Origin of the sequence: Rhodopseudomonas sp. BR0G17 (genome assembly GCF_010907025.1) — a bacterium.
Classification (GTDB): Bacteria; Pseudomonadota; Alphaproteobacteria; order Rhizobiales; family Xanthobacteraceae; genus Rhodopseudomonas; species Rhodopseudomonas palustris_H.
Genome location: NZ_QUML01000008.1, coordinates 126,592 through 148,751, shown reverse-complemented (window position 1 = coordinate 148,751; position 22,160 = coordinate 126,592). Strand labels below are relative to the sequence as shown.

The following is a 22,160-nucleotide window of genomic DNA, read 5'->3' as shown; positions in this document are numbered from 1 at the left end:
CATGGCGGAGCGCACCACCAGGACCGGCATCGACGCGCGCACGGGCCGCATTCTCCGCGGCCGGGCGCACGCCGAGCAGAGCGTGTTTTGCATCCTTGCCACACGCAAGCTGACCCGCGTGATGCGCCTCGATTTCGGCTCTGATCTCCGAGCGCTGCGCGGAGAGAACCTCACCGCCGTGAACGTGCTTCGTGCCTACGCCGAGATCGTCACGGCCGTGCATGAACAGGAGCCGGCGGTGCGTTTCATGACGATCCAGCCCGAGTTGGTCGATGGCCGCAACGGCGCAATCGCGTTCATCATTGCCTACGTGTTCTATCCCTACGGTCACCTCGGTGATTACTCCGTGGTGGAAGACGCTGATCTGCGGGTGCCGGTGACGGTGCTGGCGCGGGGATCGGGAGCGGTGTCATGAGTGCGTCGCCGCTCGAACTCGCAAAGTATCGCCTGCCGCTCCCTGTCGTCGTACGCGAGTTGGATTTCGAGACGCGTCTCGCCGATCGGCGGGCTCAGTTCGGCGAGCTGTGGGAGTTGCTTCGGGCGAAGTATCCCGACCTGCCGCCGATCGACGTGCTGCTGCTGGAAACCGACCCGTCTTCAATCCTTCTCGAAGCAGCGGCGTTCGCCGACACCCTGTTCACTGCAGAACTCAACGATGCAGCCCGCGTTGTACGGCTCGTATCTTTCGCGCGCGGAAAAGACCTCGAATTGCATGCTGCGGAGGTCGATCTGCAGCGTCGTCAAGACGAACTGGATCCTGAGTTGGAAGCGCGCGTGATCACGCGCCGCCGAGGTTCCTCCGCAGCAGGGCCGGACGACTGGTACCTTTGGCACGCGCAAGCTGCCGCACCCGATGTTGCCGAGGTCAACGTGGCTGAAGGCGGAGGATGGGTTGATGTCGCGGTGCGCTCGAAGCTCGGCAACGGCGTTCCCGACGAAGCGCTGCTCGCAAAGGTGCGCGCGGTACTGACTGCGCGCTCTGTTCGGCCGCGCTGCATCCGCGTGACAGTGTCTCCAGCGGTGCCAAAGCTGCTGACGGTCAAGGCGCGCGTGACGCTGGACGATGATGCGATTGATCCGGTGTTCGAGACGTTACGCGATGGCTTTGCCGAGACCTACGCCAAGCATGTGCGGCTCGGCCGCGACATCACCCGATCATGGATCATCGCTCAGCTGTCCCCGCCGGGCGTCAAATCTGTCGAGCTCGAGGAGCCGGCCGCGGACATCATTGTCGCGCCTCACGAGATCGCGCCGCTGGGTGAGTGTGAGATCCTCCAGGTGGGGCGAGGCTGGTGATGACGGACACCGTCGCAACGGCCCTGCCTTCGAACGCATCGCCCTTTCTTCGCGCAATGGCGGAGGTGCTCGATGCGCGCGCGCCGCTGTCCGACCAAGTGCCGCGCTTGGGCGAAATCGGGACTGTCGACTTTCCGGATGATTGGCTGCCGTGGCTGGTGATCCACCACGGACTGGACCGCATCGCCCCCTATGTCGGCGACTTGCTGAAGACGATTCTTGAAGGTCGCTCCTGGCAGCGTGTCCGCGGCACGCCGGCGGCGACTGAGGGCTTCGTCCTCGACTGGCTGGGACTTGTTGGCCTCGACGTCCCCGACGGCTGCGGCGGCGCCGGGCCGATCGAGGAGGAGCGGATCGAGGACGTCAAATGGTGGCTGTACCAGATCGCGCTCGCCGAGGCGCCCGAGACGCTTCCGGTCGTCAAGCGGCTGATCGGCGCCGATGATCTGTCGCGCAACGCCGGGACGGTCTGCGGCCGCATTTACGGCGGCTACGACGTCCGCGCGCTGCGCTTGGACGGCGGCCGGCTTGACGACGCGATGCTCGACAACTGGTCGGGCGTTGTGCTGCCCGAGATCGGATCGCCGCGGCTGTCCTTCGGCCGCTTCGACGGCTGCCTGATCGACGCTGCGATCGCCGACCCGATTGCGTCGGCCTTCACGGATACGGCCATCCTCTGCCGCTTCGATGGCGGGTTCGTTCTGGACCGCTCGCGCCTGGACGACGAAGTCCTCGACCTGTCGTTCGCGACTGTCGAGCCTGGGTTCATCGCCGACACGTCAACACAAGTCACTGCCGCCGGGGCGGCGCCTTGGCCGCGATCGGCGTGGCCGGGCGTGCCGTGGTCACAACTCGATTACTTCGTTTATGGGGGAGCCGACTAAATGGCTACGATGGTCACGAGCGGTAAAGCGGCCTTGGCCGTAGCGCTCAAATCCCGCGACATTCACTTTGCCTGGGGGCGGGGTGAGACGTGGTGGAACGCGGATATCGACATCACCGCAGCTTTCGCGGGGACGCCGCAAGCGATCGTGCTGCCGCACGCGCCGGTGGCGGAGGTCGTCGTCTCGCCGGCGGCCGGCGGCGAGCCCTTCGTCGAGAACGACGATTTCGTGTGGGATGCCGCCTCGGGGCGGATCACGCGAGTGATCACCGGCGCCATCCCCAGCGGCGCGACGGTGAAGATCGCCGGCAAGTACGGGCGGCCCGATCCGGCGTCGAGCCTGACCGCGCTGATCGATGAAGTCGGCCGGCGGGTCGCGAGCACCGTTATAACCGTCGTGCCCGATCCCGACGGCCCGCTGAGCACATCGGACGGCAACTACTGGACGGCGTCGGCCACGCCGACGCGGTTCCTGTACCTCTCGGTGCTGTTCGATTTCGCCGAGGCGGCTGATCAGGTCATCCGCGAGGTCGGTGTCTTCGTCGACACCGTGCGCAAGGCTGGCATCCCGACCGCGCAGCCGCATCTTCTGCCGGCGGAGATCCAATCACCCGGGCTGCAGCTGATCGCCCATCGCCGGAAGCCTCTGATCCGCGATCCGGTGACGCGGCAGGGCTTTTCTTTCGTCATCGCTTTGTAAGGGCAGGCAATGAGCACCGATCCGCGAAACAACCTCACGGCCTACATCAACCCCTTCGATGCGACGAAGGGTGTGCAGGCGCTCGCGTTCCATTACGATCGCTTCCTCGGCTCGCACGAACTGAACGTGCTGCAAGACATCGAACGCGAACGCCTTCGGCGCATCGCCAACGTGATCTTGAAGGACGGCTCGCTCGTCGCCGGCGGCGCGATCGTCCTGGGCACGCCGGCGGATGGTCACGTCGAAGTGCGGCTTGAGGCCGCTTCGGTCTACATCCGCGGCGCTGTGCACGACGTCGCGGCGCGGACGCTGCTGATCCCCGCCGTGGGGACGGTGGTCGTCGGCATCCGCCTGCGGACCTTCACCGTCAGCTATCCGGACGACGCGACCTTGCAGGGCCTGGCGCCAGCCACCCGCGCGGAAGGCGAGCCCGGCGCGTCGGCGCTGGTCATGTCGGCGAAATGGGGCTGGGACGGCGACGGCGAGGAAGGCGATTTCTTCCCGATCTACACGATCGTTGACGGCGTCCTCGTTACCGATCCGCCCGAGCCGATCAACGACGCATGGCTCGAACTGCTGCGGCGCTACGATCGCGACGCTCACGCCCATTACATCGTCGAGGGCTATCAGGTCCGCGCGATTGGGCTCGATGCGATCAGCGGCAAGCAGCAGTTCTCCGTCGGCGAGGGCGTGGTCAACGTCTACGGCCACAAGAACACCCGCACCGCGGCGTACCGCCTGCAAGTCGTGGAGGAACCGGATCTCCACACGATCGAGAACGAGCCGCACGCGGTCGGCAGCGGCACGCAGACGATCACCGTTCGGTTTGGCCCGATCGCCGCGATCGGCGAGATCATGGTCGAGCGCGAGAAGACCGTGACGCTGACGCACGGCGCGTATTCGGGCGCGGTCGATGCGCTGCCGGATGCGACCGCGATCCGGATCGTCGAGGTCAAGCAGGGCGCGACCACCTATGCGGCCACGACGAGCTACATCCTGTCGGGATCAGCCGTCGACTGGTCGCCGGCCGGCGGGGAGCCCGCGCCGGGATCGACGTACACCGTCAAGTATCGGTACATCGACACTGTCGCGCCCTCGAACGTCACCGAGAACACGTTCCAGATCACCGGCGCGGCTGACGGCACGGTGGCCTATGTCACCTATACGATGAAGCTGTCGCGGATCGACGCTATCGTGGTCGATCGCGACGGCGTGATCTCGTATCGGAAGGGCATCCCGTCGCTGTATTCGCCGCAGCCGCTGCGGATTGCGTCGGAAGTCCTCAAGCTTGCCGACGTGACGAACGTTTGGGGGCACACCCCGATCGTCAAGCAGGTCGGCACCGTGCGGATGCCGTTCTCCGACATCCGTGATCTTGAGAAGATGGTCGGCGATCTCTACGCGCTGGTCTCCGAGGAGCGCTTGCAGCGGGACGTTTCCAGCCGCGAGCCGACCGCGAAGCGCGGCGTCTTCGTCGATCCCTTCCTCGACGACGACATGCGCGACCAGGGCATCGAGCAGGCCGGCGCGATCGTCGGCGGAATGCTGATGCTGCCGGTTGATGCGACGATCAACGTCGTGCCGGTTGCCGACATGTGGCTCGACTACACCGACGAGGTGGTGATCGAGCAGGGCCGCATCACCGGGTCGATGAAGATCAACCCGTACCAGGCCTTCGACGTTCCGATGTTGCAGGTCCCGATCGCCCCGGGGATCGACCTGTGGTCGGAGACGGTCGAGACGTGGACGACCGCGGCGACGACCCGCATCTTCGGCTGGGGCAACTGGATTAGCTCGCGATGGACGACCGTCGAGGAGCGCGTTCTGTCGTCGCGGACCGAGGAGATCGAGACGATCCGCCCGCGGTCGATCGCGTTCACGATCGATGGCTTCGGCCCGAACGAGTATCTGACCAAAGTGACGTTTGACGGGATCGACGTCACCCCGCACGTCTGAGGACTGACCAATGGCAAATCTGCAAGCGAACGTGAACGGGCACCTGACCGGCTCGTTCATGATCCCCGACGGCGTGCCGACGGGCGTCCGCCGGGTCGAGTATTTCGGCTCCGGCGGCAGCCGCGGCTTCTCGCAATACACCGCCTACGGCTGGCGAACCTTCCTGCAGAAAGAGCGGCTGACCGTCTCGAACCTGCAGTACATTTGGGTCAACTTCGATCCCCTGGCGCAAACGTTCATCTTGAACGAGGCGCGGCAGGTGGTCGGCGTGGATGTCAAGTTCACTGCGGTCGGCAACCCGGCGCATCGGTCAGTGCTGCAAATCCGGCGCGTCGAGCTCGGCATCCCGACGGCCGAGGTCGTTGCCGAGGCGTCCGTCGACATGCACGGCGTCGCGATCGTCGATCCGCTTTCCGGGGCGCGCACCGAGGCGCAATGGACGAAGTTCAACTTCGCACGCCCTGTCACCCTGGCGGCAAATCAGGCCTACGCGATCGTCCTGATGACCGACGACCCGAACCACGCTGTGGCCGTGGCGGACCTTGGCGGCTTCGATCAGGTCGGCGGCTGGATCACCCAGCACGCTTTCATGGGCGGGACGCTGCTGTCGTCGGTCGATGCGCGATCGTGGCAGGAGCACCCTGCGCGGTCGCTGTGCTTCCGGATGCGCGGCGCCAAGTATGCGCCGACCGCCAAGACGGTCGCGCTGCCGGCGGTGCCGGTGACCAACGCAACCGATCTGCTGCCGCTGCTGCTGTCTGATCAGCCGGAAGGCACGACGATCGAGCTGGAGCTGGTCGGCCCCGATGGCTTCGTCTATCGGACCGGCGCGAATAGCGGCGTGGAGCTGCCGGCCTCGATCACCGGCAATGTGACGCCGCGGATCAAGCTGTCCGGGACCGCGAAGCTGTCGCCGCTCCTGGCGCCGGTGATGCAGATCGTCGCCGGCGAGCTGAAATCCCCCGGCGACTACGTGTCGCGCGCCTTCAGCGCCGGCACTGACGCGCGAATCGTCGTCATCGCGGACGTCTATCTGCCCGGCGCGGCGACGCTCAGCGTCAAGGCGCAGACCGGCGTCGCCAGCGGAGCGCCGGTGTGGTCGGCGATGACGATCAGCAACGCGACGCCGCTGGGCGATGGATGGGTCGAGAACGAATACGTCCTGTCGCCGCTCAACATCGCCGAGACGCGCGTCAAGCTTGAGCTCGCCGGCGGCCCGTCCGCGCGGCCGTTCGTCCGCAATCTTCGTGCGGTCGTGACGCCTGTTACCTGATCGGGGGGTAAATGACCGACGTAACGAGCAACCGGGGGCTGCCGCTGCCGCACCCCGACAACAGCGCGGCCGAGGACGCTTTGCGTCTTCGGACTGCGATCAGCATGATCGATGCTGACATCGCCGCCGCGCTCGCCGCAATAGACCCGGCCGTCGAGGCTGCGATCGGGGCCCTGATCGGTGCGGCGCCGGCAACGCTCGACACACTGGCCGAGATCGCCGCAGCGCTGGGCAATGATCCGAACCTTGCGACGACGCTGACCAGCGCCATCGCCGGCAAGCAGGCGGCGAGCGCCAATCTGACGGCGCTGTCAGATCTTGCCAGCGTCGGCAATCTGACGGCCATGGCGGGCCTTACGGGGGCCGCAGACAAAGCGGCATACTTCACAGCGGCCGGTGCGCTGGCGCTGATGACCGTGACCGCGAAAGGCCGGGCGCTGCTTGCATCGGCCGACGAGACCGCGATGCGGGCCTTCCTCGGACTCGGCACGGCGGCGCTCCTCGCTGCGGGCACCGGCGCGAACAATGTCGTCCAGCTCGACGCATCCGGCCGGCTGCCGGCGGTGGACGGTACAGTGCCAGTCGGAACGACGATCTGGGTCAACGGCACCGTAGCGCCGAGCGGCTTCCTCAAGGAGAACGGGGCGCTGATCCTTCGTTCTGCGGCGCCAGCGCTTTGGGCCTACGCCCAGGCTTCGGGGCGCGTCGTTACGGAGGCGCAATGGGCTTCCGGCAATAGCGGAGCGTTCTCGTCCGGAGATCTCGCGACGACGTTTCGCATCCCGGACAGTCGCGGCGAGTTTGTTCGCGCACTCGATGACGGGCGTGGTGTGGATGCAGGGCGGTCTCTCGGGGGCTGGCAAGCGGATGACTTCAAAAGCCATCAACACCAGCAGCAAGTCGGAACTGAGATCAACCAAGCGGGCGGGTCGAACCGAAGCTCAACGGGTTCGGCTTACAACCTATCTGGCATTTACACGGCAAGCGCAGGCGGTTCCGAGACCCGCCCGCGCAACATCACTAAGCTCGCTTGCATTAGGTATTGAGGATCGTCATGCGGATTTGGCACTACGACCAGAAGACAGGCGAACTCACTGGGGAAGGCGTTGCGGACCCGAGCCCGTTCCCTGGGGTGGAATGGATCATCCCGGCATGCGCGACGTCGGCCGAGCCGCCGACAGCGCTGCCGGAGCGTACCGCTGTCGTTTTCGACGGCGAATGGACGATCGTCCCCGACCACCGAGGCGAGACGTGGTTCTCGGCGCACGGCGCGCCTGTCGTGATCGAATTTCTCGGTGATCCGGCCGCAAAGGGGCTGGTTGCTGATGAGCCGCCGGCGCCGGATCCGACCGCTCCGGAATTGATCGTTTACGTTATGACGAAGCGCGACGAACTGATCGATGGCGGGTTCACCTTCCTCGGGGTCGAGTACCAGACCCGCCCGACCGATCGTGAGAACATTCAGGGCGCCGCGACGCTCGCGCTGATGGCCATCATCGACGGCGCCCAGGTCGGCGACCTGCGCTGGAATCCGGATTTGCCGGATCAGGAATTCGGATGGATCGCGCTCGATAATTCGGTAGTGCCGATGGACGCCCAGACGACGGTTGCCTTCGCTCGGGCCGCCGCATCCCGCAAGAGCGCGTTGATCTTTGGCGCTCGCGCAATCAAGGATGAGATCGCGGCCGGGAGCATCACCACCGCTGCAGAGGTTGATGCTGCTTTCGCCGGGCTGGCTTAGTCTTTGTCGAGCGCTCTGATGCGCTCCCATTCGTCGGCCGGAAGCGCCGCCCGCAGCACGGCGTCGACATCGTCTAGATAGCTGCGCCACATCGGCCGCCCCTCGAACCGAGTGTTCTCTGGGTTGCCGGCTCTGCGGCAGAGCGATCGAGCCGCGCGCTCTCGCGGCGTTGTCGTTCCGGCCATGGCTGCCTCATACACAAAGCCGCTGTCACTTGTCAGCGGCCCAAGATGCAGCGTGCGTCACTAGGGTCCGCCTGATCGACGATCAGGTCAAGAGGCTCTAGCTCAAATGGCTGCGCTGACGAAAAACCACGGCGTCCGCTTCATCGACGCGCCCGAGGAGGCACGCACCGTTCAGGTGCCTGATTTTTCGACGATCGCCATCGTGGCCCCGGCGGCCGATGCTAATCCGTCGATCTTCCCGCTCAACACCAATGTGCATCTGTTCGGCGATGAGGCCGACAAGATCGCGACGCTGGGCGATGCCGGTGAACTGTCGATGGCGATCGACGACATCCTGGCCGAGGGGATCAACGCCAGCATGATCATTCGGCGCGTCGAGAAGAAGACGACGCGCAACGAGCAACTCGGCGCCATCATCGGTGACCCGTCCGACCGCACCGGCCTCTGGGGTTTGCTGGACGCGCGGGCGCAGACAGCCGTCCGTCCCGGCATCATCATCGCGCCCGGCTTCTGCAACGAGTCGCCGATCGGCGCGACCGTCGCCACCATGACCGACCAGGGGCAGGACTACACCACCGCTGAGGTCACTTTCTCCGCGCCCGGCGCGGTGGTTGTGCCTAAGGGGCACTGCGTGATCGCGGGCGGAAAGGTCAGTGTCGTCATCGACGATGCCGGTTTCGGCATCCCGAACACCTGCACGATGACGATTACCGGAGACGGCACCGGTGCCGAGGGTACCGTGTCGGTCGGGCCGGTGGCCAATCCGGTAGCGCTCGGCCTCTCGGCGGTCGCCAAGAAGGTGCTCGGCATCGCTGTGATCGACGGTCCCAACCTGAGCCGGACCGAGGCGGCCCTGTGGGCCGAGCGGCTGCGGCGCGATAACGGTCGCTATCTCTACGCGATCGACCCGGCGCTCCGCCGGTTCGCGGTGCTGGACGGCACCGACGACACCATCCTGACCCGGCCGGCATCGACGACTGTGGCGGCGCTGTTCGCCAAGCGCGACCGGGAGCGCGGCGGCCCTTACTGGTCGCCGGAAAACCAGACCTCTTCGGCGATCGTCGGCACGGCGCGGCCGGTCTCCTACTATGACGGCGAGGTGGACCACGAAGCGAATTTTCTGGTCACCAACGGCGTCAACACCTTCATCGAAGGCAAAGAGCTGTACGGCTCGGAGACCCTGTCGAACGACGGCAACTGGCGCTTCATCAACAAGGTGCGGACCGAGAACGCGATCCGCGCGGCGCTGCCGGCTGTCTTGCGAAAATGGCGCGGCGAGAATTTCACCGCCCACAACGCGCTGATGATCGTCAAAACGATCGAGTACTTCCTCGAAGAGATGGTGGCCCTCGGAGTGGTGGTCGGCTACACGCGCTACTTCGATCGCGCCCTCAATCCGAATGCCAACATGCGCCAGGGCATTCTGCGGATCGAGCTGCCGCACGAGAACACTCCGCCCATCTCCGACATCCAGATCGGTATGCGGTCCTATCTCCCGGCGTTCGACGTGCTGGCAGCCGACATTCAGCAGGCGCTGGGCAATCTCACCCCGATCGCCGCCTAAGGAGCTGCCCCATGGAATTCGTCCGCAAAGCCGGAAACATGTACGCCGAGGGCATCAACCTTTGGCTGTCGCTCGCCTCCTACAAGCTGCCGCAGCCGAAGGTGAAAACCGAGGCGCATCTGCCGGGTGGAGGCATCATGGAGCTGGACGTGCCGATCGGCGCGATCGAGCCGCTGGAGCTGCAGTTCAACCTGAAGGGTGTGCCACCTTCGGTGCTCGGCCAGTTCGGCATGTCGCTGGGAGAGCGCAAGCTCTACACCATCTACGAGCTGATCCAGGACGAGCTGACGGGCGTCAAGCGCGAGCGCACGATCAGCATGCGCGGCCTCTTCCAGGAAGCCGATCCCGACGAGATGAAGGGTCGTGGCGTGCACGGCTACGGCTACAAGATCAAGTCGATCACCGACTACGAAGACGTGATCGAAGGTTACGGCATCCTCGCCCGGTTCAACTTCGGCACCAACTACTGGCAGGGCTACGGCAGCAACATCGGATCGGCCACCGACAACCGCATCCTGCGGATTTCGGGCTAGCTCGCGACCGCCGTAGATCGGTTTTCAAGACCCTTCAAAGGAGCGTTCAATGCGCGATGAACTGCCGCCCCCGATCGAGGGGGCGCCCTCGTTGAAGCCTGTGGTGCCGCCGCCGGGCTCGCCCGACGCAATGCGCAAAGCTGGAGCCGAGGCCGGCGGTGCTTCGGCCGAGGTTTCGAGCGTGGAAGCAGCCTTGAAGGCGAAGCATCCGCTGGTGGCGGTGCTCGGCTTTCGGGCCGATCGCACCAAGTCCGTCACGCTGGCGCACCCGTTCACCTTCGATGGTCTTGAGGTCTCCGAAGTCACGGTGAGGCGCCTGACCATGATGCAGGTCGACAATCTCGTGACCGATCGGCGGCACGATGATCTCTACGAGGTGTTCTCCGAAATGACGGGGCTTCCTGCGCCGGTGCTCCGCGGAATGGACTGCGACGACGGAGATCGGATCATCGCGGAGGGCAAGGATTTTTTGCCCCGTACAATCAGCGAGGCGTTCGACTTGCCGTAGGCATGCGGGACTGGCGCGGCTTTGCCGCGCGTGTCGCCTCGGTGCTGTCGACGCCGCTGCCCGCCGTGATGGCGATGACCTGGGATGAAGTCCTGTTGTGGTGGTGTGAAGCCAATGACATCGACAGCCAGACCTGGGGCGTGCTGAGGGGCGACCGATGAGCAACCTCGACGTCGCTCTCCGGCTCCGGCTGATCAATCAGCTCGGCGGCCCGGCCAAGGAAGCCAAGCGCGAGCTGGAAGGCGTCGGCGCTGCGGCGAAAAAGCTCGACGGCGCCAAGGCCGACAAGCTCGCCCGCGACATCGCCAAAACCAAGACCGAGGCGACCGCAGCCGGCGCTGCGCTGGAAAAGACCGCGGCCGGCGCCAAGAAGCTCGATCCTGCAAAAGCCGATCGATTGGCGCGTGGTCTCGGCAAGAGCAAGACCGAGGCGCTCGGCAGCGAGCGCGCACTGAGACAAGTGGTCAATGCGCTGCGGCAGCTCGACGGCACCCGTGCCGAGCGCCTGGTCGCATCGCTGCGGCGCGCCAACACCGCGGCCGAGAGCCTCGCGCGCAGCCTGCGCCGTGTGCGGACAGAGGGGCATGGTGTCGGCGGGGATGGCTCCGGCGGCGGGCTGAAGCGGCCGACCGCGAGCGGCGGCGGCATGTCGGGCGCACTGGTCGCCGGAGGCGCTCGCATGCTCGGCGTCGTCGGCGCCGGATATCTGGCCTACCGGACTGCAGCTAACAGCGTGCGCACCGTCGTCGACCAGGACAAGGCGTGGGCGGAGGTTCGAAAAAAGGTCAACGCGAGCGCCAGCGAGTTGGCCGAAATCCAAGTCAAGCTGAGAGCCGTCGCGCGCAAGTACGGCCTATCGATTGCCGAGGTGTTCGAACAGTCGGCTGAGGCGGGCGCGTCGGGCATCGACAAGGCGGATTTGGTCAAATTCGTCGAGCTCACGACGAGAGCATCGGTCGGCTGGGACACGACAGCGCGAGAGACCGCGCAGCGGATCGCCGAGATCAAGGCCGGCACCGGCATGACGCTCGACGAGATCGACCAGCTCGCCAACAAGATCAATGCGCTCGGCGACAACTCAGCCGCTAAGGAGCGAGACATCGTCGAGATGTTCCACCGCTCGGGCGCTGCAGCGAAGGCGGCCGGCGTGCAGTACGACGACACGCTTGCGATCCTGACGGCGATCCGGTCGACCGGCATGCAGGAGGAAGTTGCCTCGCGCTGGTTTAATGCGTTTGCGTTCGATCTGGCCGGCGCGGACTCCAAGGGCGACAAGGTGAAGGAGGCCTGGAAGAAGCTGGGCTTCGACACCAAGGCCCTCGCGCAGGGCATGAAGAAAGATGCCCTCGGCACCATCCTTCGCGTGTTCGAGGCGATCAACAAGCTCGAACAGACCAAGAAGATCGACGTGCTGTCGAAGATCTTCGGCCAGGGCTGGCAGGATGAGACAGCGCGCGCCGCGCAGGCCATCGCTGAGATCAGGAAACAGGCCGCCTTCGTCCACGATCCGAAGAACTGGCAGGGTTCGCTCCAGTCGAACCTCGACATTCAGCTCTCCACCACCGCCAACCATTGGGAGCGGATCAAGGCGGCGGCCTCCGAGGTCGCCAACCAGATCGACCGTGCGACTGGCGCTTCCAAGGGGTTCAATGCCGCCTCGGAATCACTGCTGTCGATGTTCGAGAGGTGGATCGGCAAAGGGCCTGGCGCGGATGGGAAGAAGCCAGGACCGGAGCTGCCGCGCGCCGACGAGCCGGCTGGTCCGAAGTCTCGCTTTCCCGGCCGCATGCAGAGCTACGAGCACGCCCGGGCGACGCGTGAAGCGTTGCGAGCCAGAGCGCCGAAGCTTTCGGACTTCTCGGGCCGCAACCAGATGGAGGACTACAAGCGCGCGAAGGCCAAATACGAGGCCGAGCAGCGCGCGATGCGGCCTGCGCGAGGCCCGATGACGCCTTTACCGGAGGTGCCGAACTATACGCCGGTGCCGGGTAGCCATCGTTCCGGCGTTCCGCTGCCGTTGCCGCGGCCGACCGCGCGCAACTACACGCCCGTTCCACCGGCGGCAGCCGATCAGGCCGAGACGACGATGCGCCGGATCACGCAAGCGGTCACGACCGGAGGCAGTAAGGCGGTCGAGGCGTCGCGGTCGGCCGCCGAGCAAGTTCGGGCGATCTGGAATTTCTCGGTGTCGCCGCAGATCACGCCTCGGTTTGGCGGCGCAGCTGGCGGAGGTTCGTCCGGCGGCGCAGGCGCCGGCAGCGGTGGCGCATCGCCGGCCCCGGCGCCGGCAGCGCCGAGTGGCAAGCGCGCGGGGCTCGGTGGCTCGTTCAACGTCGCCGTCACGGTCAACGGCGCCGGCAAGAACGGCCGCCAGATTGGCTCGGAGATCGCCCGCGAGCTGGCCAAGCTCGGCAATAGTTCCTCGTCCCTGTTCGACACGGTGTGATCATGAGCGCGTTGATGGCGGTCGGTCCCCACGTGTTTCAGGCGGTCGGGTTCAACGGTCAGGAGATCGACACGGCGACCGAGGCGACCTGGGTCGACGTGCCGAGGTTCGGCATGGTCGACGGCGCGCAGATGCAGGGCTTTGCGCGGCCGGAGATGACCATCCGCGGCGTGCTCTTCCCAGATCAGCTCGGCGGTCTGCCGGACTACGAGGCGATGCGGGTCAGCCAACGGCTGGGCCGCCCGCTGCCGATGCTGCGGATGGGCCGCGGCTTCATCGGTTTTTTCCTCGGTGCCGTGACCATCGAGCGGATCAGCGACCTCGAAAGCTACGGCGGAAAGAAGATCGCCTTTACGATCGATTTGAAGGGCTATTCATGACCTCGGTCGATCGAACCTACACGGTCCGGCGAGATGGCGAGCGACTGGACAAGATCTGCAAGGCAGAGCTCGGGACCGAGCGCGGCGGCGCCGTGGAGAGCGTACTAAATCTCAATCCTGGGCTGGCGGCGCTTGGCATAACGCTGCCGCTCGGAACCAAGATCAAGCTGCCGCCGCGGCCCTCCAACGAGTCCAAGCGGCCGGTGGTCAAACGCATCTGGGGCGAGTCGTGACGCCCGTCCTGAAGATCATGAAAGGCTCGGTCAATCTGATGGAGGGGATGCTTCCTTACTTCATCAGCGCGACCTACACCGACAATGCGGGCGACGAGGACGACGAGTTCGAGATCGAGCTGGACGACAGCTGGCGCCAGATCCCGATTCCTGAGGAGGACGATCTGCTGATCGTCTTCGCCGGTTACAAGGAAACCGGCATCCCGATGATCGGCGCCTTCAAGGTCAACGGGTGGGAAACCGGCTGCGAGCAAGGGCCGGAGACGATCAAGATCACCGCGCGGGCGGCGAGCATGTCGGGCGAGTTCAAAGCGGGCGGCATGAAGCACTGGCACGATTCCACCCTCGGCCAGATCCTCGAAGATACCGCCAAGGCCGCCAAGCTTTCCCTGGTGATCGACCCCGAGTTGGCGAAGGTGAAGCTGCCCTATGCGCTGCGCTGGGAGGCGAGCCCGATCGACTTCGCCAACCGCATCGCGGCCGAGGCCGGCGGCATCGCCAAGCCCGGCGGGCAGAAGCTGGCGGTGACCAAGCGCGGCTCCGGCAAGGGCGCTGACGGCGGCGAGCTGCCGCCGATCAAGATCATGCGGATCGGCTGCTCGGGCTGGCGCATCAAGGGTGAGCCGCGACCTCGCCATGGCAAGGTCGAGGCGTCGTACCACGACCCGAAGAGCGGCAAGCGGAAGTCGATCCGCTACTCGACGGGGTCCAAAGGCCCGACCCACACGCTGCTGCATCCGAGGGCCAGCGAGGACGAAGCCAAGCGCGCCGCGGAGGCGCACAGCCGCAAGCTCAACATGCTGACCGGCGGCGGCCATTTCATTTGGCCTTACGACCCGACCTGGTCGGCCGGCGCCAAGGTGATCGCCAGCGATTTCGGCGACGGCATCGATGGCACGTGGCTGTCGGAGTCGATCGCCACGACCTGGGCGAAGGGCCAGCCGGTGCTGTCGACCATCACCGTCAAGGCGCCTGCTGAGGGCAAGGAGAGCAGCTCCGGCGGCGGCGGCAGCGGATCGAGCGGCAGCTCCGGCGGCGAAGCCGGCGTGCCGTCAACGGGCAACGTCGGGTAACGGGGGAAATCATGGGGCGGTGCCGTGTCGGCAATCTGATCTTGGGCGGCGCGACGGTGCTTTGGGCCATCGCGGCCGGGCTGTTTCTGGCGGCCGGCTGGCTGCTGATCACCCCAGCGCCGGCCGCTGCATGCGATCGACGCTGTGACGGCCTCGCGTCCTGGTACGGCAGCGAGTCTGGATCGCGCACCGCATCCGGCCAGCGCTTCAATCGACACGCCATGACGGCGGCCCATCGCTGTCTGCCGTTCGGCACCCGCCTGCGCGTGACCTATGGCGGCCGGAACGTGGTGGTGACCATCAACGACCGGGGGCCGTTCATCCGAGGCCGCGTGCTCGACCTCTCGGAAGGCGCGGCCCGTGCGATCGGCTTGGCAAGCCGCGGTGTCGGGCGGATCGGGTGTCAGGTGGCTGGGTGAAAGGATGACGGGGTCCGGAATTACCCGGCCGCGGGTCGAGTTTGGCGACCTGTCCCGCGGAGCGACGCTAGCGAATTGCCGCCACCCCGCCCCAGCTCTGGCGAGCGGCGGCGACGTGGCACGATTCGGATTAACGGAAGATGGAGCCCATTCGCTGCGCCCAATGCCGGGCGCTGCTATTCCGCGCGGCCGGCGGAGCAATCGCCGCGCCCGTCGAGATCAAGTGCCGCCGCTGCGGCAGCATCAACATTCTGAGGCCGACAGAGCCCCCACCAGAGCGCCGCGAGCGTCCGACCTCAGGAGAGGCCGAATGTTCGTCAAGCTACGCCGGATCGGCCCGGCAACCGTCTATCTCGGAGACGCCCTCGAAATCATGCCGACCCTCGGGCCGGTCGGAGACGTTCTGACAGATCCGCCGTATTCGAGCGGCGGGAACGTCAGGGACCTCGCCAAGTCCACCAATGAGAAGTACCTGACCGGTCCGGCCAAATACCCGGAGTTTCAGGGAGACACGCGCGATCAGCGCTCGTTCCTGGCTTGGTCGACCCTCTGGATGGGCCGGGCACGTGCCTTGACCAGGCCGGGGGCGATGCTGGTCTGCTTCTCGGATTGGAGGCAGCTTCCCGTCACCAGCGACGCCGTGCAGTGCGCCGGCTGGGTGTGGCGGGGGTTTGTGCCCTGGGACAAGACGGAGGGCTCACGGCCGCAGAAGGGCCGCTACAGGGTGCAGGCCGAGTACGCGCTCTGGGGCACCAACGGCGCCCGGCCACCGGTCGGTCCGGTCGCGCCCGGCGTCTTCCGGATGTCGGTGCCGAGGATCAAGCACCACGTCGCCGGCAAACCGGTCGACCTGATGCTGGGGTTGATGGGCGTAATGGAGGGGCCAATCCTCGACCCGTTCATGGGCTCCGGCACGGTCGGCGTCGCCTGCCTGCAGCGGGGTCTGCCGTACGTCGGGATCGAGGTCGACGAGGCTTATTTCGAGATCGCCTGCGGGCGGCTGGAAGAGGCTTTGAAGAGCCCGTGAAGCGGCTTGGAACAGCGACGGCGGCTATGGACAATCCGAGCCGGCCCGGCTTGGATCGGGGCCATGGCCGCCGATTCCAGAACCGTCACCCAGCTCGAAGCCGAGGGCTACCACCACATCTGCGGAGAGTGTTGCAAGGGCTATGTCTGGCTGCCCTTCAACCTGCTGCGGAAGACGGTGCGCGGCCTGGACTCCATGACCGTCGACCAGATCGGGGCGAAGATGCGATGCGACCGGTGCGGCTGTCGCCCCACGCGGTATTACCCGGCCCGTCAGGAAGACGCTCCCGGCTACGTCCGCGGGTTCTCATATCCCAAAACCGATGCCACTTGATCTTGCGCGCGCTGCCATTCGATTTTGCGCGCTACACCCTGGCGCCTTCCCGCGACGCGACCTTGGTATGAGCGAAAACCGACGGGATCAGCCCGGCCGTGCCTCTCCCCCCAAGCAACGCTATGCCCTTCATCCACAAGGCGTACGCGATGTTCGCGGAGCGAGCAGGAAACGGTGGCGTTCAACTCATCGCCGCATCGCGCGCCGCCGCATGGCATCACGCTCCAGATCGACGTTGGTAGTTCTACTGGAACCTATTTTCACCATTTGATAATCGCCCCGCGATCAGTTTGCGGACGCAACCACGAATTAGGTAGTGTCACGATGAAGTTCGATCGCATTGGTAACAAGCTCGGTGCTGCAGGCCTTCTCGGCGTCATCCTCGCCGGCGGCATGCTCGCTAATCAGTTCGTCGCCGAGCGCAAGATCGAGGCTGCCAATGCGCTTGCCGACGGGCAGCAATACATCAACGAGCACACCCTCGAAGCCAATATCGCGCTGCGCCGCATGCAGCTCGCCGTCCGCGATATCCGGCTGGCGAAGGCTCCGGGCGATCTCGACAAGCCGATCGCGTCGCTGACGGACATGACGGCACGGATGGCGAAGGAAATCGACAACGCCGCCCAGCGCACGGTGAAGCAGGAGAACAAGGATCGCCTGCTGCAGATCGCCGCGCTCAACAAGGACTACGAGAAGCAGGGAACGGAGCTGGTCAAGACGATCAGACAGATCTTCGACATTACGGGCAAGCGCAACGCGCTGGGCGGCGAATGGCGTACCGCGCTCGATGCGATCCGGACCGCGCCCGCGACCGTCGCCAATCGCCTCGAAGCCGAACGGATCCTCTACGAAGCGGATTCGCACTTCAACGCGATCCGCGCAGCGACCTGGCGCTTCAGCGTCACCGGCGAGGACAGCCAAAAAAAGGCGATCGATACGCGGGGCAACGAGCTGAACGATACGCTGGGCCGGCTGCGCAGCGTCGTCACCGACAAATCACTGAGCGACGAGATCGATCAGCTCGCCGACGCGGGCAAATCGTTCAACGAACTGACGGCGAGCGCTCTGAAATTAGAATCCGGCAAGCTCGAGATCGCCGCCGCAGCGCTCGGGATCGCCAACCGGTCGGCTGAACTGATGCGGGCGGCGGTGGACGAATCCAGCAAGAATTATCGCACCGCCAAGGAAGAGGCCGATGCGGTGCTGGTGCAGGCGAACCGGGTCAGCTTCGCGGTCGCGATCATCGTGATGCTGGCGCTGATCGGCTCGGTGATCTTCACCTTCGTCGGCGTCGCCCGCCCGCTGACCCGGCTGAATGGCGCGCTCGGCCGCATTGCCGACGGCCAGCTCAATACCGAGATTCCCGGCGCGACTCGCGGCGACGAAGTCGGCGACATCGCCAAGACCGTGGTGGTGATCAGCAAGAATGCCGAACAAAAGGCGCGCGAGGAAGCCGAATCCCAGGCCCGGCAAGAGCAGATCGCGGCGCAGCGGCGCAAGCAGGAGATGATCCAGCTCGCCGACGGATTCGAATCCGCGGTCGGCGAAATCGTCGATACCGTGTCGTCGGCCTCGACCGAACTCGAAGCGTCCGCAACGACGCTGACGAGCACCGCCGAGCGCGCCCAGGAGCTCACCACGATGGTGGCCGCGGCCTCGGAAGAAGCCTCGACCAATGTGCAGTCGGTGGCCTCCGCCACCGAGGAGCTGTCGTCCTCGGTCAACGAGATCAGCCGCCAGGTGCAGGACTCGGCGCGGATCGCCAACGACGCCGTCAGCCAGGCGCACCTCACCAACGACCGCGTCAGCGAACTGTCGAAGGCGGCCGCGCGGATCGGCGACGTCGTCGAACTGATCAACACCATCGCCGGCCAGACCAACCTGCTCGCGCTCAACGCCACGATCGAAGCGGCGCGTGCCGGCGAGGCCGGACGCGGCTTCGCCGTGGTGGCGTCGGAAGTCAAAGCCCTGGCCGAGCAGACCGCAAAGGCCACCGGCGATATCAGTCAGCAGATCTCCAGCATCCAGGGCGCCACCAACGAGTCGGTGAACGCGATCAGGGACATCAGCGCGACCATCGAGAAGCTGTCTGAAATCTCCTCCACCATCGCCTCGGCGGTGGAAGAGCAAGGCGCAGCCACCCTGGAGATTTCCCGCAACGTCCAGCAGGCGGCGCAAGGGACGCACCAGGTGTCATCGAACATCACCGACGTGCAGCGCGGTGCCAGCGAGACCGGCTCGGCCTCGTCGCAGGTGCTGACCGCGGCCCAGTCGCTGTCCGCCGACAGCAACCGGCTGAAGACCGAAGTCTCCAAGTTCCTCAACACCGTCCGGGCGGCCTGATCATCGCCCCTGCCCTCGGCGCCCCGAGCCGAGGGCTCCATCCGCGAGGAGGCTCGCCGGCGGCGCCGGCGGGCCCCGGATATCCTGTCACGTTGACGCCCGTTCACCCGCTTTGGCATAACGGGACGGTGCGTCCGATCAGTTGTGGGCGCAGCGGGGAACGTGATGAAAAACGGGCTGTATTCGCTCCACGTTGATCTGCTCGACGGCCGCTCCGGCAAGGGCAGCGGCGTGGCGCTGTTTCGCGACGGCAAGATCCTCGGCGGCGACGCTTATCTGTATTACGTCGGCAGCTACGTGGTCTCGGGCGACAGCTTCAAGGGTGAGGTCACCGTCACCCAGCACACCCCGAGCCCCGACGCCAATCCGCTGTTCGGCGGCCAGAAGGAGCCGGTCGGCGTCGGCGTCACCGGCACGTCGGACGGAAAATCCGCGGTGATGACCGGCACCGCGCTGGTCGGCAAATCCAGCCAGCTGTTTCGCGCCACGCTGCGCTGGCTCGCGCCCGCCGACTGACGCCGCCGCGGCGGTCGTCCGCGCCCTTCCCTATGAGGCCGACGCCGCCGACAGCTCGGCGCGCTCCTGCGGCGCGGTCCGCGGCAGCGTCATCAGGATGCGGGTGCCGTTGCCCGGCTCGGAGTCGAGTTCGAGCCGGCCGCCGAGCCGGTTGGTGATGATGTTGTAGACGATGTGCAGGCCGAGGCCGGTGCCGCCCTGGTCGCGCCGCGTGGTGAAGAACGGATCGAACGCGCGGCGGCGGACATCGAGGCTCATGCCGCAGCCGTCGTCGGAATACGCCACCACGACGTGATCGTTGCCCGCCGCCCGCACCTGGATCTCGACCGTGCCGGCACGACCGTTTGGAAACGCGTGCGCCACCGAATTCAGGAACAGGTTGGTCAGCACCTGGCCATAAGGGCCCGGATAGGAATTCATCATCAGCCCGGGCTGGCACTCGACGTTCAGCGTCAGATTGTGTTTGCGCAGCCCCGGCCGCAGGCTCATCACCACCTGCTCGGTGAGATCGCCGAGATCGAACAGGCGCTGGTCCGAATAGTTGCGGTCGGCCGCGACCTGCTTGAACGACTGGATCAGCTCGGCGGCGCGGTTGAGATTGGCGACCAGCTGCGACGAGGCATCGCGCGTCGTCTCCAGAAACTCGTTGAGGCGCGACCGCTTCAGCTCGCCGCGCGCCACCTCGGTGGCGAACACCGCGGCCTTGCGCTCCAGTGCCGAGGCCACCGTCAGGCTGATGCCGACCGGATTGTTGACCTCGTGCGCGACGCCGGCGACCAGCCGGCCGAGCGCGGCGAGCTTTTCGGCTTCGATCAGCGACTGCTGGGTCTCGCGCAGGTTGCGCAGCGCCGCCTCGGCCGCATCCTTGGCCTGGCGCATTTCAAGTTCGCCGCGCTTGCGCTCGCCGATATCCAGCGCCACCGTGACGATCCGCTCGATCTGACCTTCGGCGTCCTTCAGCGGCATCTTGTTGACCAGCCATTGCCGCACCGCGCCGGTGGCGTCGCGATACTCCTCCTCGTAAAAGCCGAGCCCCTCGCCGGTCTCCAGCACGCGCTTATCGTTGGCGTCGGTCTTGTGCGAGCCGAACCGTGACATCAGCTCCGCGGTGGTGTGGCCGATCGCGTCGCGCGGGTGGATGCCGAACACACCCGCCATATAGCGGTTCATCAGCACGTAGCGCAGCTCGGTATCCTTGACGTTGATCACCGCCGGAACGGTGTCGATGACCTGCTGCAGCAGCAGCCGGCTTTCGGCGACCGCCTGCTCGGCGCGCTTCTGATCGGTGATATCGCGCACCGCGCCTTCATAGCGGATGACGTTGCCGGCCTCGTCCCGAACCGCACCGGCGCTGTCCGACAGCCACAGCTCGTCGCCGTTGCGTTTGCGTGCCTGATACTCGAATTCGCGCACCATGCCATCGCGCTGCATCAGCTCGCGATATTGCTCGCGCTTGGCCGGATCGATGTAGATCGTGGTGGTGACGTCGGCGGTGGCGCGGATCAGTTCGGCCGGGCTGTCATAGCCCATCATCCGCGCCAACGCCGGATTGGCGTTGAGCAGCGCACCGTCGGGCGTCGTCACATAGATGCCGTCGATCGAGCCTTCGAACAGCTTGCGATAGCTCTCTTCGGCGAGCCGCTGCTCGGCGAGCGCCCGCACCGCGGCTTCGCGGGCGTTGTCGGCCTCGACCAGGGTGCGACGGAACACTTCGGCGGCGCGGGCGATGTCGCCGATTTCGTTCTTCACGTCGGTCGCCGGGATCGCGGTGAATTGCTGTCCCGCCGCCAGCGAACGGATCGCCCGGGTGATCGCGGTCAGCGGTCCGACGGTGCGGCGGACCACGAAGGCCGCCGCCATCCAGCCGAGCAGCACGCCGGCGATGCCGAGCACGATGCTCTGCCATTTATCTTCGGCCAGCGTGCGGGCGAGATCGCGCGACAGCACCCGTCCGCGACGCGCGGCGGCATCGCGCAGCAGTTCGGTGACCTTGCCGATCAGCCGGCCCTCGGTGCCGAGCACGTCGCGGTCGAGATCGGCGATCTCCTGCTCCACCGCCGCGGTCGCCGCGATCAGTTCGGCGTAGTCGCGCACCGAACGGGCCGCCGTCGCATCGCCGATCGGCAGCGCGCGCATCCGCCGGGCCGCGTCGCTGGCACCCATCAGGTCGCGCGACAGCAGCGCGGCCCCGACCTTGATCTGGGCCGAATGCAGTTCGCCGGCGAGCTTGCGATCGGACAGGCCGGCGATCGTCGCCTCGAACGCCTCGCGCAGCGCCGGGATCTTCCCCACCAGCTCGCCGCGGCGCTGCATCAGCTCGGTGATGCGCTGCAGCCCGTCACGATAATTGGTCAGCCGCTCGGTGACGCCGTCGAGCATCTCCTGCTGATCCGGCGCCAACTCCAGGCGGGTCTTCTTCAGAAGTTCGGTGAGTGCCGATGCGGCGGTGAACACCTTGCTGGCCGGCTGCGCCCCGGGTTCGGTCACCGCCTGGCGCGCGGCGAAGCGCAGATCGCTCATCCGCCGCTCGATCTCTTCGGCGAGATCGCCGACGCTCTGCAGCCGCTGCAACTCGCCGAAGGTGCGGTCGATATGCCGGATCGCCACCACGCTGCCAATCGAGGTGGCCGCGATGATCGTCAGCAGCAACAGGAAGCTGCCGAACGTCATCTGTCCGATCGAGAGCGTGCGTGTCCTCACGCTCTGGATGAACGATGAAACAGCGTTTGGCATGCTGACGAGACCGGCGCT

The 22,160-nt window shown here is 66.1% G+C and carries 23 protein-coding genes; 22 read left to right on the top strand and 1 reads right to left on the bottom strand.

From position 1 onward, the window contains the following. The first annotated feature begins 1 nt into the window (after position 1). The 22 genes from DY467_RS08990 (at position 2) to DY467_RS08890 (ending at position 19,409) form a co-directional block, all read left to right on the top strand. A complete protein-coding gene (locus DY467_RS08990; RefSeq protein WP_164635414.1) occupies positions 2-415 on the top strand; it encodes a GPW/gp25 family protein in 414 nt (137 codons plus the stop codon). Beyond that, positions 412-1,296 carry a baseplate J/gp47 family protein gene (locus DY467_RS08985; protein ID WP_164635412.1) on the top strand — a complete coding sequence of 295 codons (885 nt, stop codon included), beginning with the start codon at positions 412-414 and terminating at the stop codon, positions 1,294-1,296. The genes DY467_RS08990 and DY467_RS08985 overlap by 4 nt, the downstream gene beginning before the upstream one ends. After that, entirely contained in the window at positions 1,296-2,180 is an 885-nt protein-coding gene (locus tag DY467_RS08980; RefSeq protein ID WP_164635410.1) for a phage tail protein, read from the top strand. The genes DY467_RS08985 and DY467_RS08980 overlap by 1 nt, the downstream gene beginning before the upstream one ends. After that, entirely contained in the window at positions 2,181-2,879 is a 699-nt protein-coding gene (locus tag DY467_RS08975) for a BW3TFN family phage tail fiber component (protein WP_164635407.1), read from the top strand. Between the two features lie 9 nt (positions 2,880-2,888). Next, the gene (locus DY467_RS08970) at positions 2,889-4,835 is read left to right on the top strand and encodes a DUF4815 domain-containing protein (protein ID WP_164635405.1); all 1,947 of its coding nucleotides are present in this window, start codon (positions 2,889-2,891) and stop codon (positions 4,833-4,835) included. 10 nt (positions 4,836-4,845) lie between these two features. After that, complete coding sequence (locus tag DY467_RS08965) at positions 4,846-6,108, top strand: hypothetical protein (RefSeq protein ID WP_164635403.1); 1,263 nt, start codon at positions 4,846-4,848, stop codon at positions 6,106-6,108. Between the two features lie 11 nt (positions 6,109-6,119). Continuing rightward, positions 6,120-7,154 (top strand): phage tail protein, encoded by a 1,035-nt coding sequence (locus DY467_RS08960; protein WP_164635401.1) that lies wholly within the window; start codon positions 6,120-6,122, stop codon positions 7,152-7,154. 8 nt (positions 7,155-7,162) lie between these two features. Then, a complete protein-coding gene (locus DY467_RS08955; RefSeq protein WP_164635399.1) occupies positions 7,163-7,849 on the top strand; it encodes a DUF4376 domain-containing protein in 687 nt (228 codons plus the stop codon). 291 nt (positions 7,850-8,140) lie between these two features. Further along, positions 8,141-9,598 (top strand): phage tail sheath protein, encoded by a 1,458-nt coding sequence (locus DY467_RS08950; RefSeq protein WP_164635397.1) that lies wholly within the window; start codon positions 8,141-8,143, stop codon positions 9,596-9,598. 11 nt (positions 9,599-9,609) lie between these two features. Further along, positions 9,610-10,131 carry a phage major tail tube protein gene (locus DY467_RS08945; protein ID WP_164635395.1) on the top strand — a complete coding sequence of 174 codons (522 nt, stop codon included), beginning with the start codon at positions 9,610-9,612 and terminating at the stop codon, positions 10,129-10,131. 49 nt (positions 10,132-10,180) lie between these two features. Beyond that, complete coding sequence (locus DY467_RS08940) at positions 10,181-10,639, top strand: phage tail assembly protein (RefSeq protein ID WP_164635393.1); 459 nt, start codon at positions 10,181-10,183, stop codon at positions 10,637-10,639. A 2-nt stretch (positions 10,640-10,641) separates the two neighbouring features. Then, entirely contained in the window at positions 10,642-10,800 is a 159-nt protein-coding gene (locus DY467_RS26190) for a hypothetical protein (protein WP_205502190.1), read from the top strand. Next, complete coding sequence (locus DY467_RS08935; RefSeq protein ID WP_164635391.1) at positions 10,797-13,085, top strand: phage tail tape measure protein; 2,289 nt, start codon at positions 10,797-10,799, stop codon at positions 13,083-13,085. The genes DY467_RS26190 and DY467_RS08935 overlap by 4 nt, the downstream gene beginning before the upstream one ends. A 2-nt stretch (positions 13,086-13,087) precedes the next feature. Next, complete coding sequence (locus tag DY467_RS08930) at positions 13,088-13,465, top strand: phage tail protein (RefSeq protein WP_205502188.1); 378 nt, start codon at positions 13,088-13,090, stop codon at positions 13,463-13,465. Beyond that, positions 13,462-13,698 (top strand): tail protein X, encoded by a 237-nt coding sequence (locus tag DY467_RS08925; RefSeq protein WP_164635387.1) that lies wholly within the window; start codon positions 13,462-13,464, stop codon positions 13,696-13,698. The genes DY467_RS08930 and DY467_RS08925 overlap by 4 nt, the downstream gene beginning before the upstream one ends. Further along, positions 13,695-14,771, top strand: a complete 1,077-nt coding sequence (locus DY467_RS08920) for a phage late control D family protein (protein ID WP_164635385.1) — start codon at positions 13,695-13,697, stop codon at positions 14,769-14,771. The genes DY467_RS08925 and DY467_RS08920 overlap by 4 nt, the downstream gene beginning before the upstream one ends. Before the next feature lie 11 nt (positions 14,772-14,782). After that, positions 14,783-15,190, top strand: a complete 408-nt coding sequence (locus tag DY467_RS08915; protein ID WP_164635383.1) for a septal ring lytic transglycosylase RlpA family protein — start codon at positions 14,783-14,785, stop codon at positions 15,188-15,190. A gap of 140 nt (positions 15,191-15,330) precedes the next feature. Continuing rightward, on the top strand, positions 15,331-15,597 hold the full coding sequence (locus DY467_RS26865) for a Com family DNA-binding transcriptional regulator (protein ID WP_164635381.1): 267 nt from the start codon (positions 15,331-15,333) through the stop codon (positions 15,595-15,597). Further along, positions 15,501-16,217 (top strand): DNA-methyltransferase, encoded by a 717-nt coding sequence (locus DY467_RS08905; protein WP_205502186.1) that lies wholly within the window; start codon positions 15,501-15,503, stop codon positions 16,215-16,217. Before DY467_RS26865 ends, DY467_RS08905 begins: the two co-directional genes overlap by 97 nt. 63 nt (positions 16,218-16,280) lie before the next feature. Continuing rightward, positions 16,281-16,550, top strand: a complete 270-nt coding sequence (locus DY467_RS08900; protein WP_164635379.1) for a hypothetical protein — start codon at positions 16,281-16,283, stop codon at positions 16,548-16,550. A gap of 324 nt (positions 16,551-16,874) precedes the next feature. Continuing rightward, positions 16,875-18,893 carry a methyl-accepting chemotaxis protein gene (locus DY467_RS08895; RefSeq protein ID WP_164635376.1) on the top strand — a complete coding sequence of 673 codons (2,019 nt, stop codon included), beginning with the start codon at positions 16,875-16,877 and terminating at the stop codon, positions 18,891-18,893. Between the two features lie 165 nt (positions 18,894-19,058). Beyond that, the gene (locus DY467_RS08890; RefSeq protein WP_107345033.1) at positions 19,059-19,409 is read left to right on the top strand and encodes a GrlR family regulatory protein; all 351 of its coding nucleotides are present in this window, start codon (positions 19,059-19,061) and stop codon (positions 19,407-19,409) included. A 30-nt stretch (positions 19,410-19,439) separates the two neighbouring features. On the opposite strand, the gene DY467_RS08885 is transcribed toward DY467_RS08890, so the two are convergent. Beyond that, entirely contained in the window at positions 19,440-22,142 is a 2,703-nt protein-coding gene (locus DY467_RS08885) for a PAS domain S-box protein (protein WP_164635374.1), read from the bottom strand. Positions 22,143-22,160: the final 18 nt, after the last annotated feature.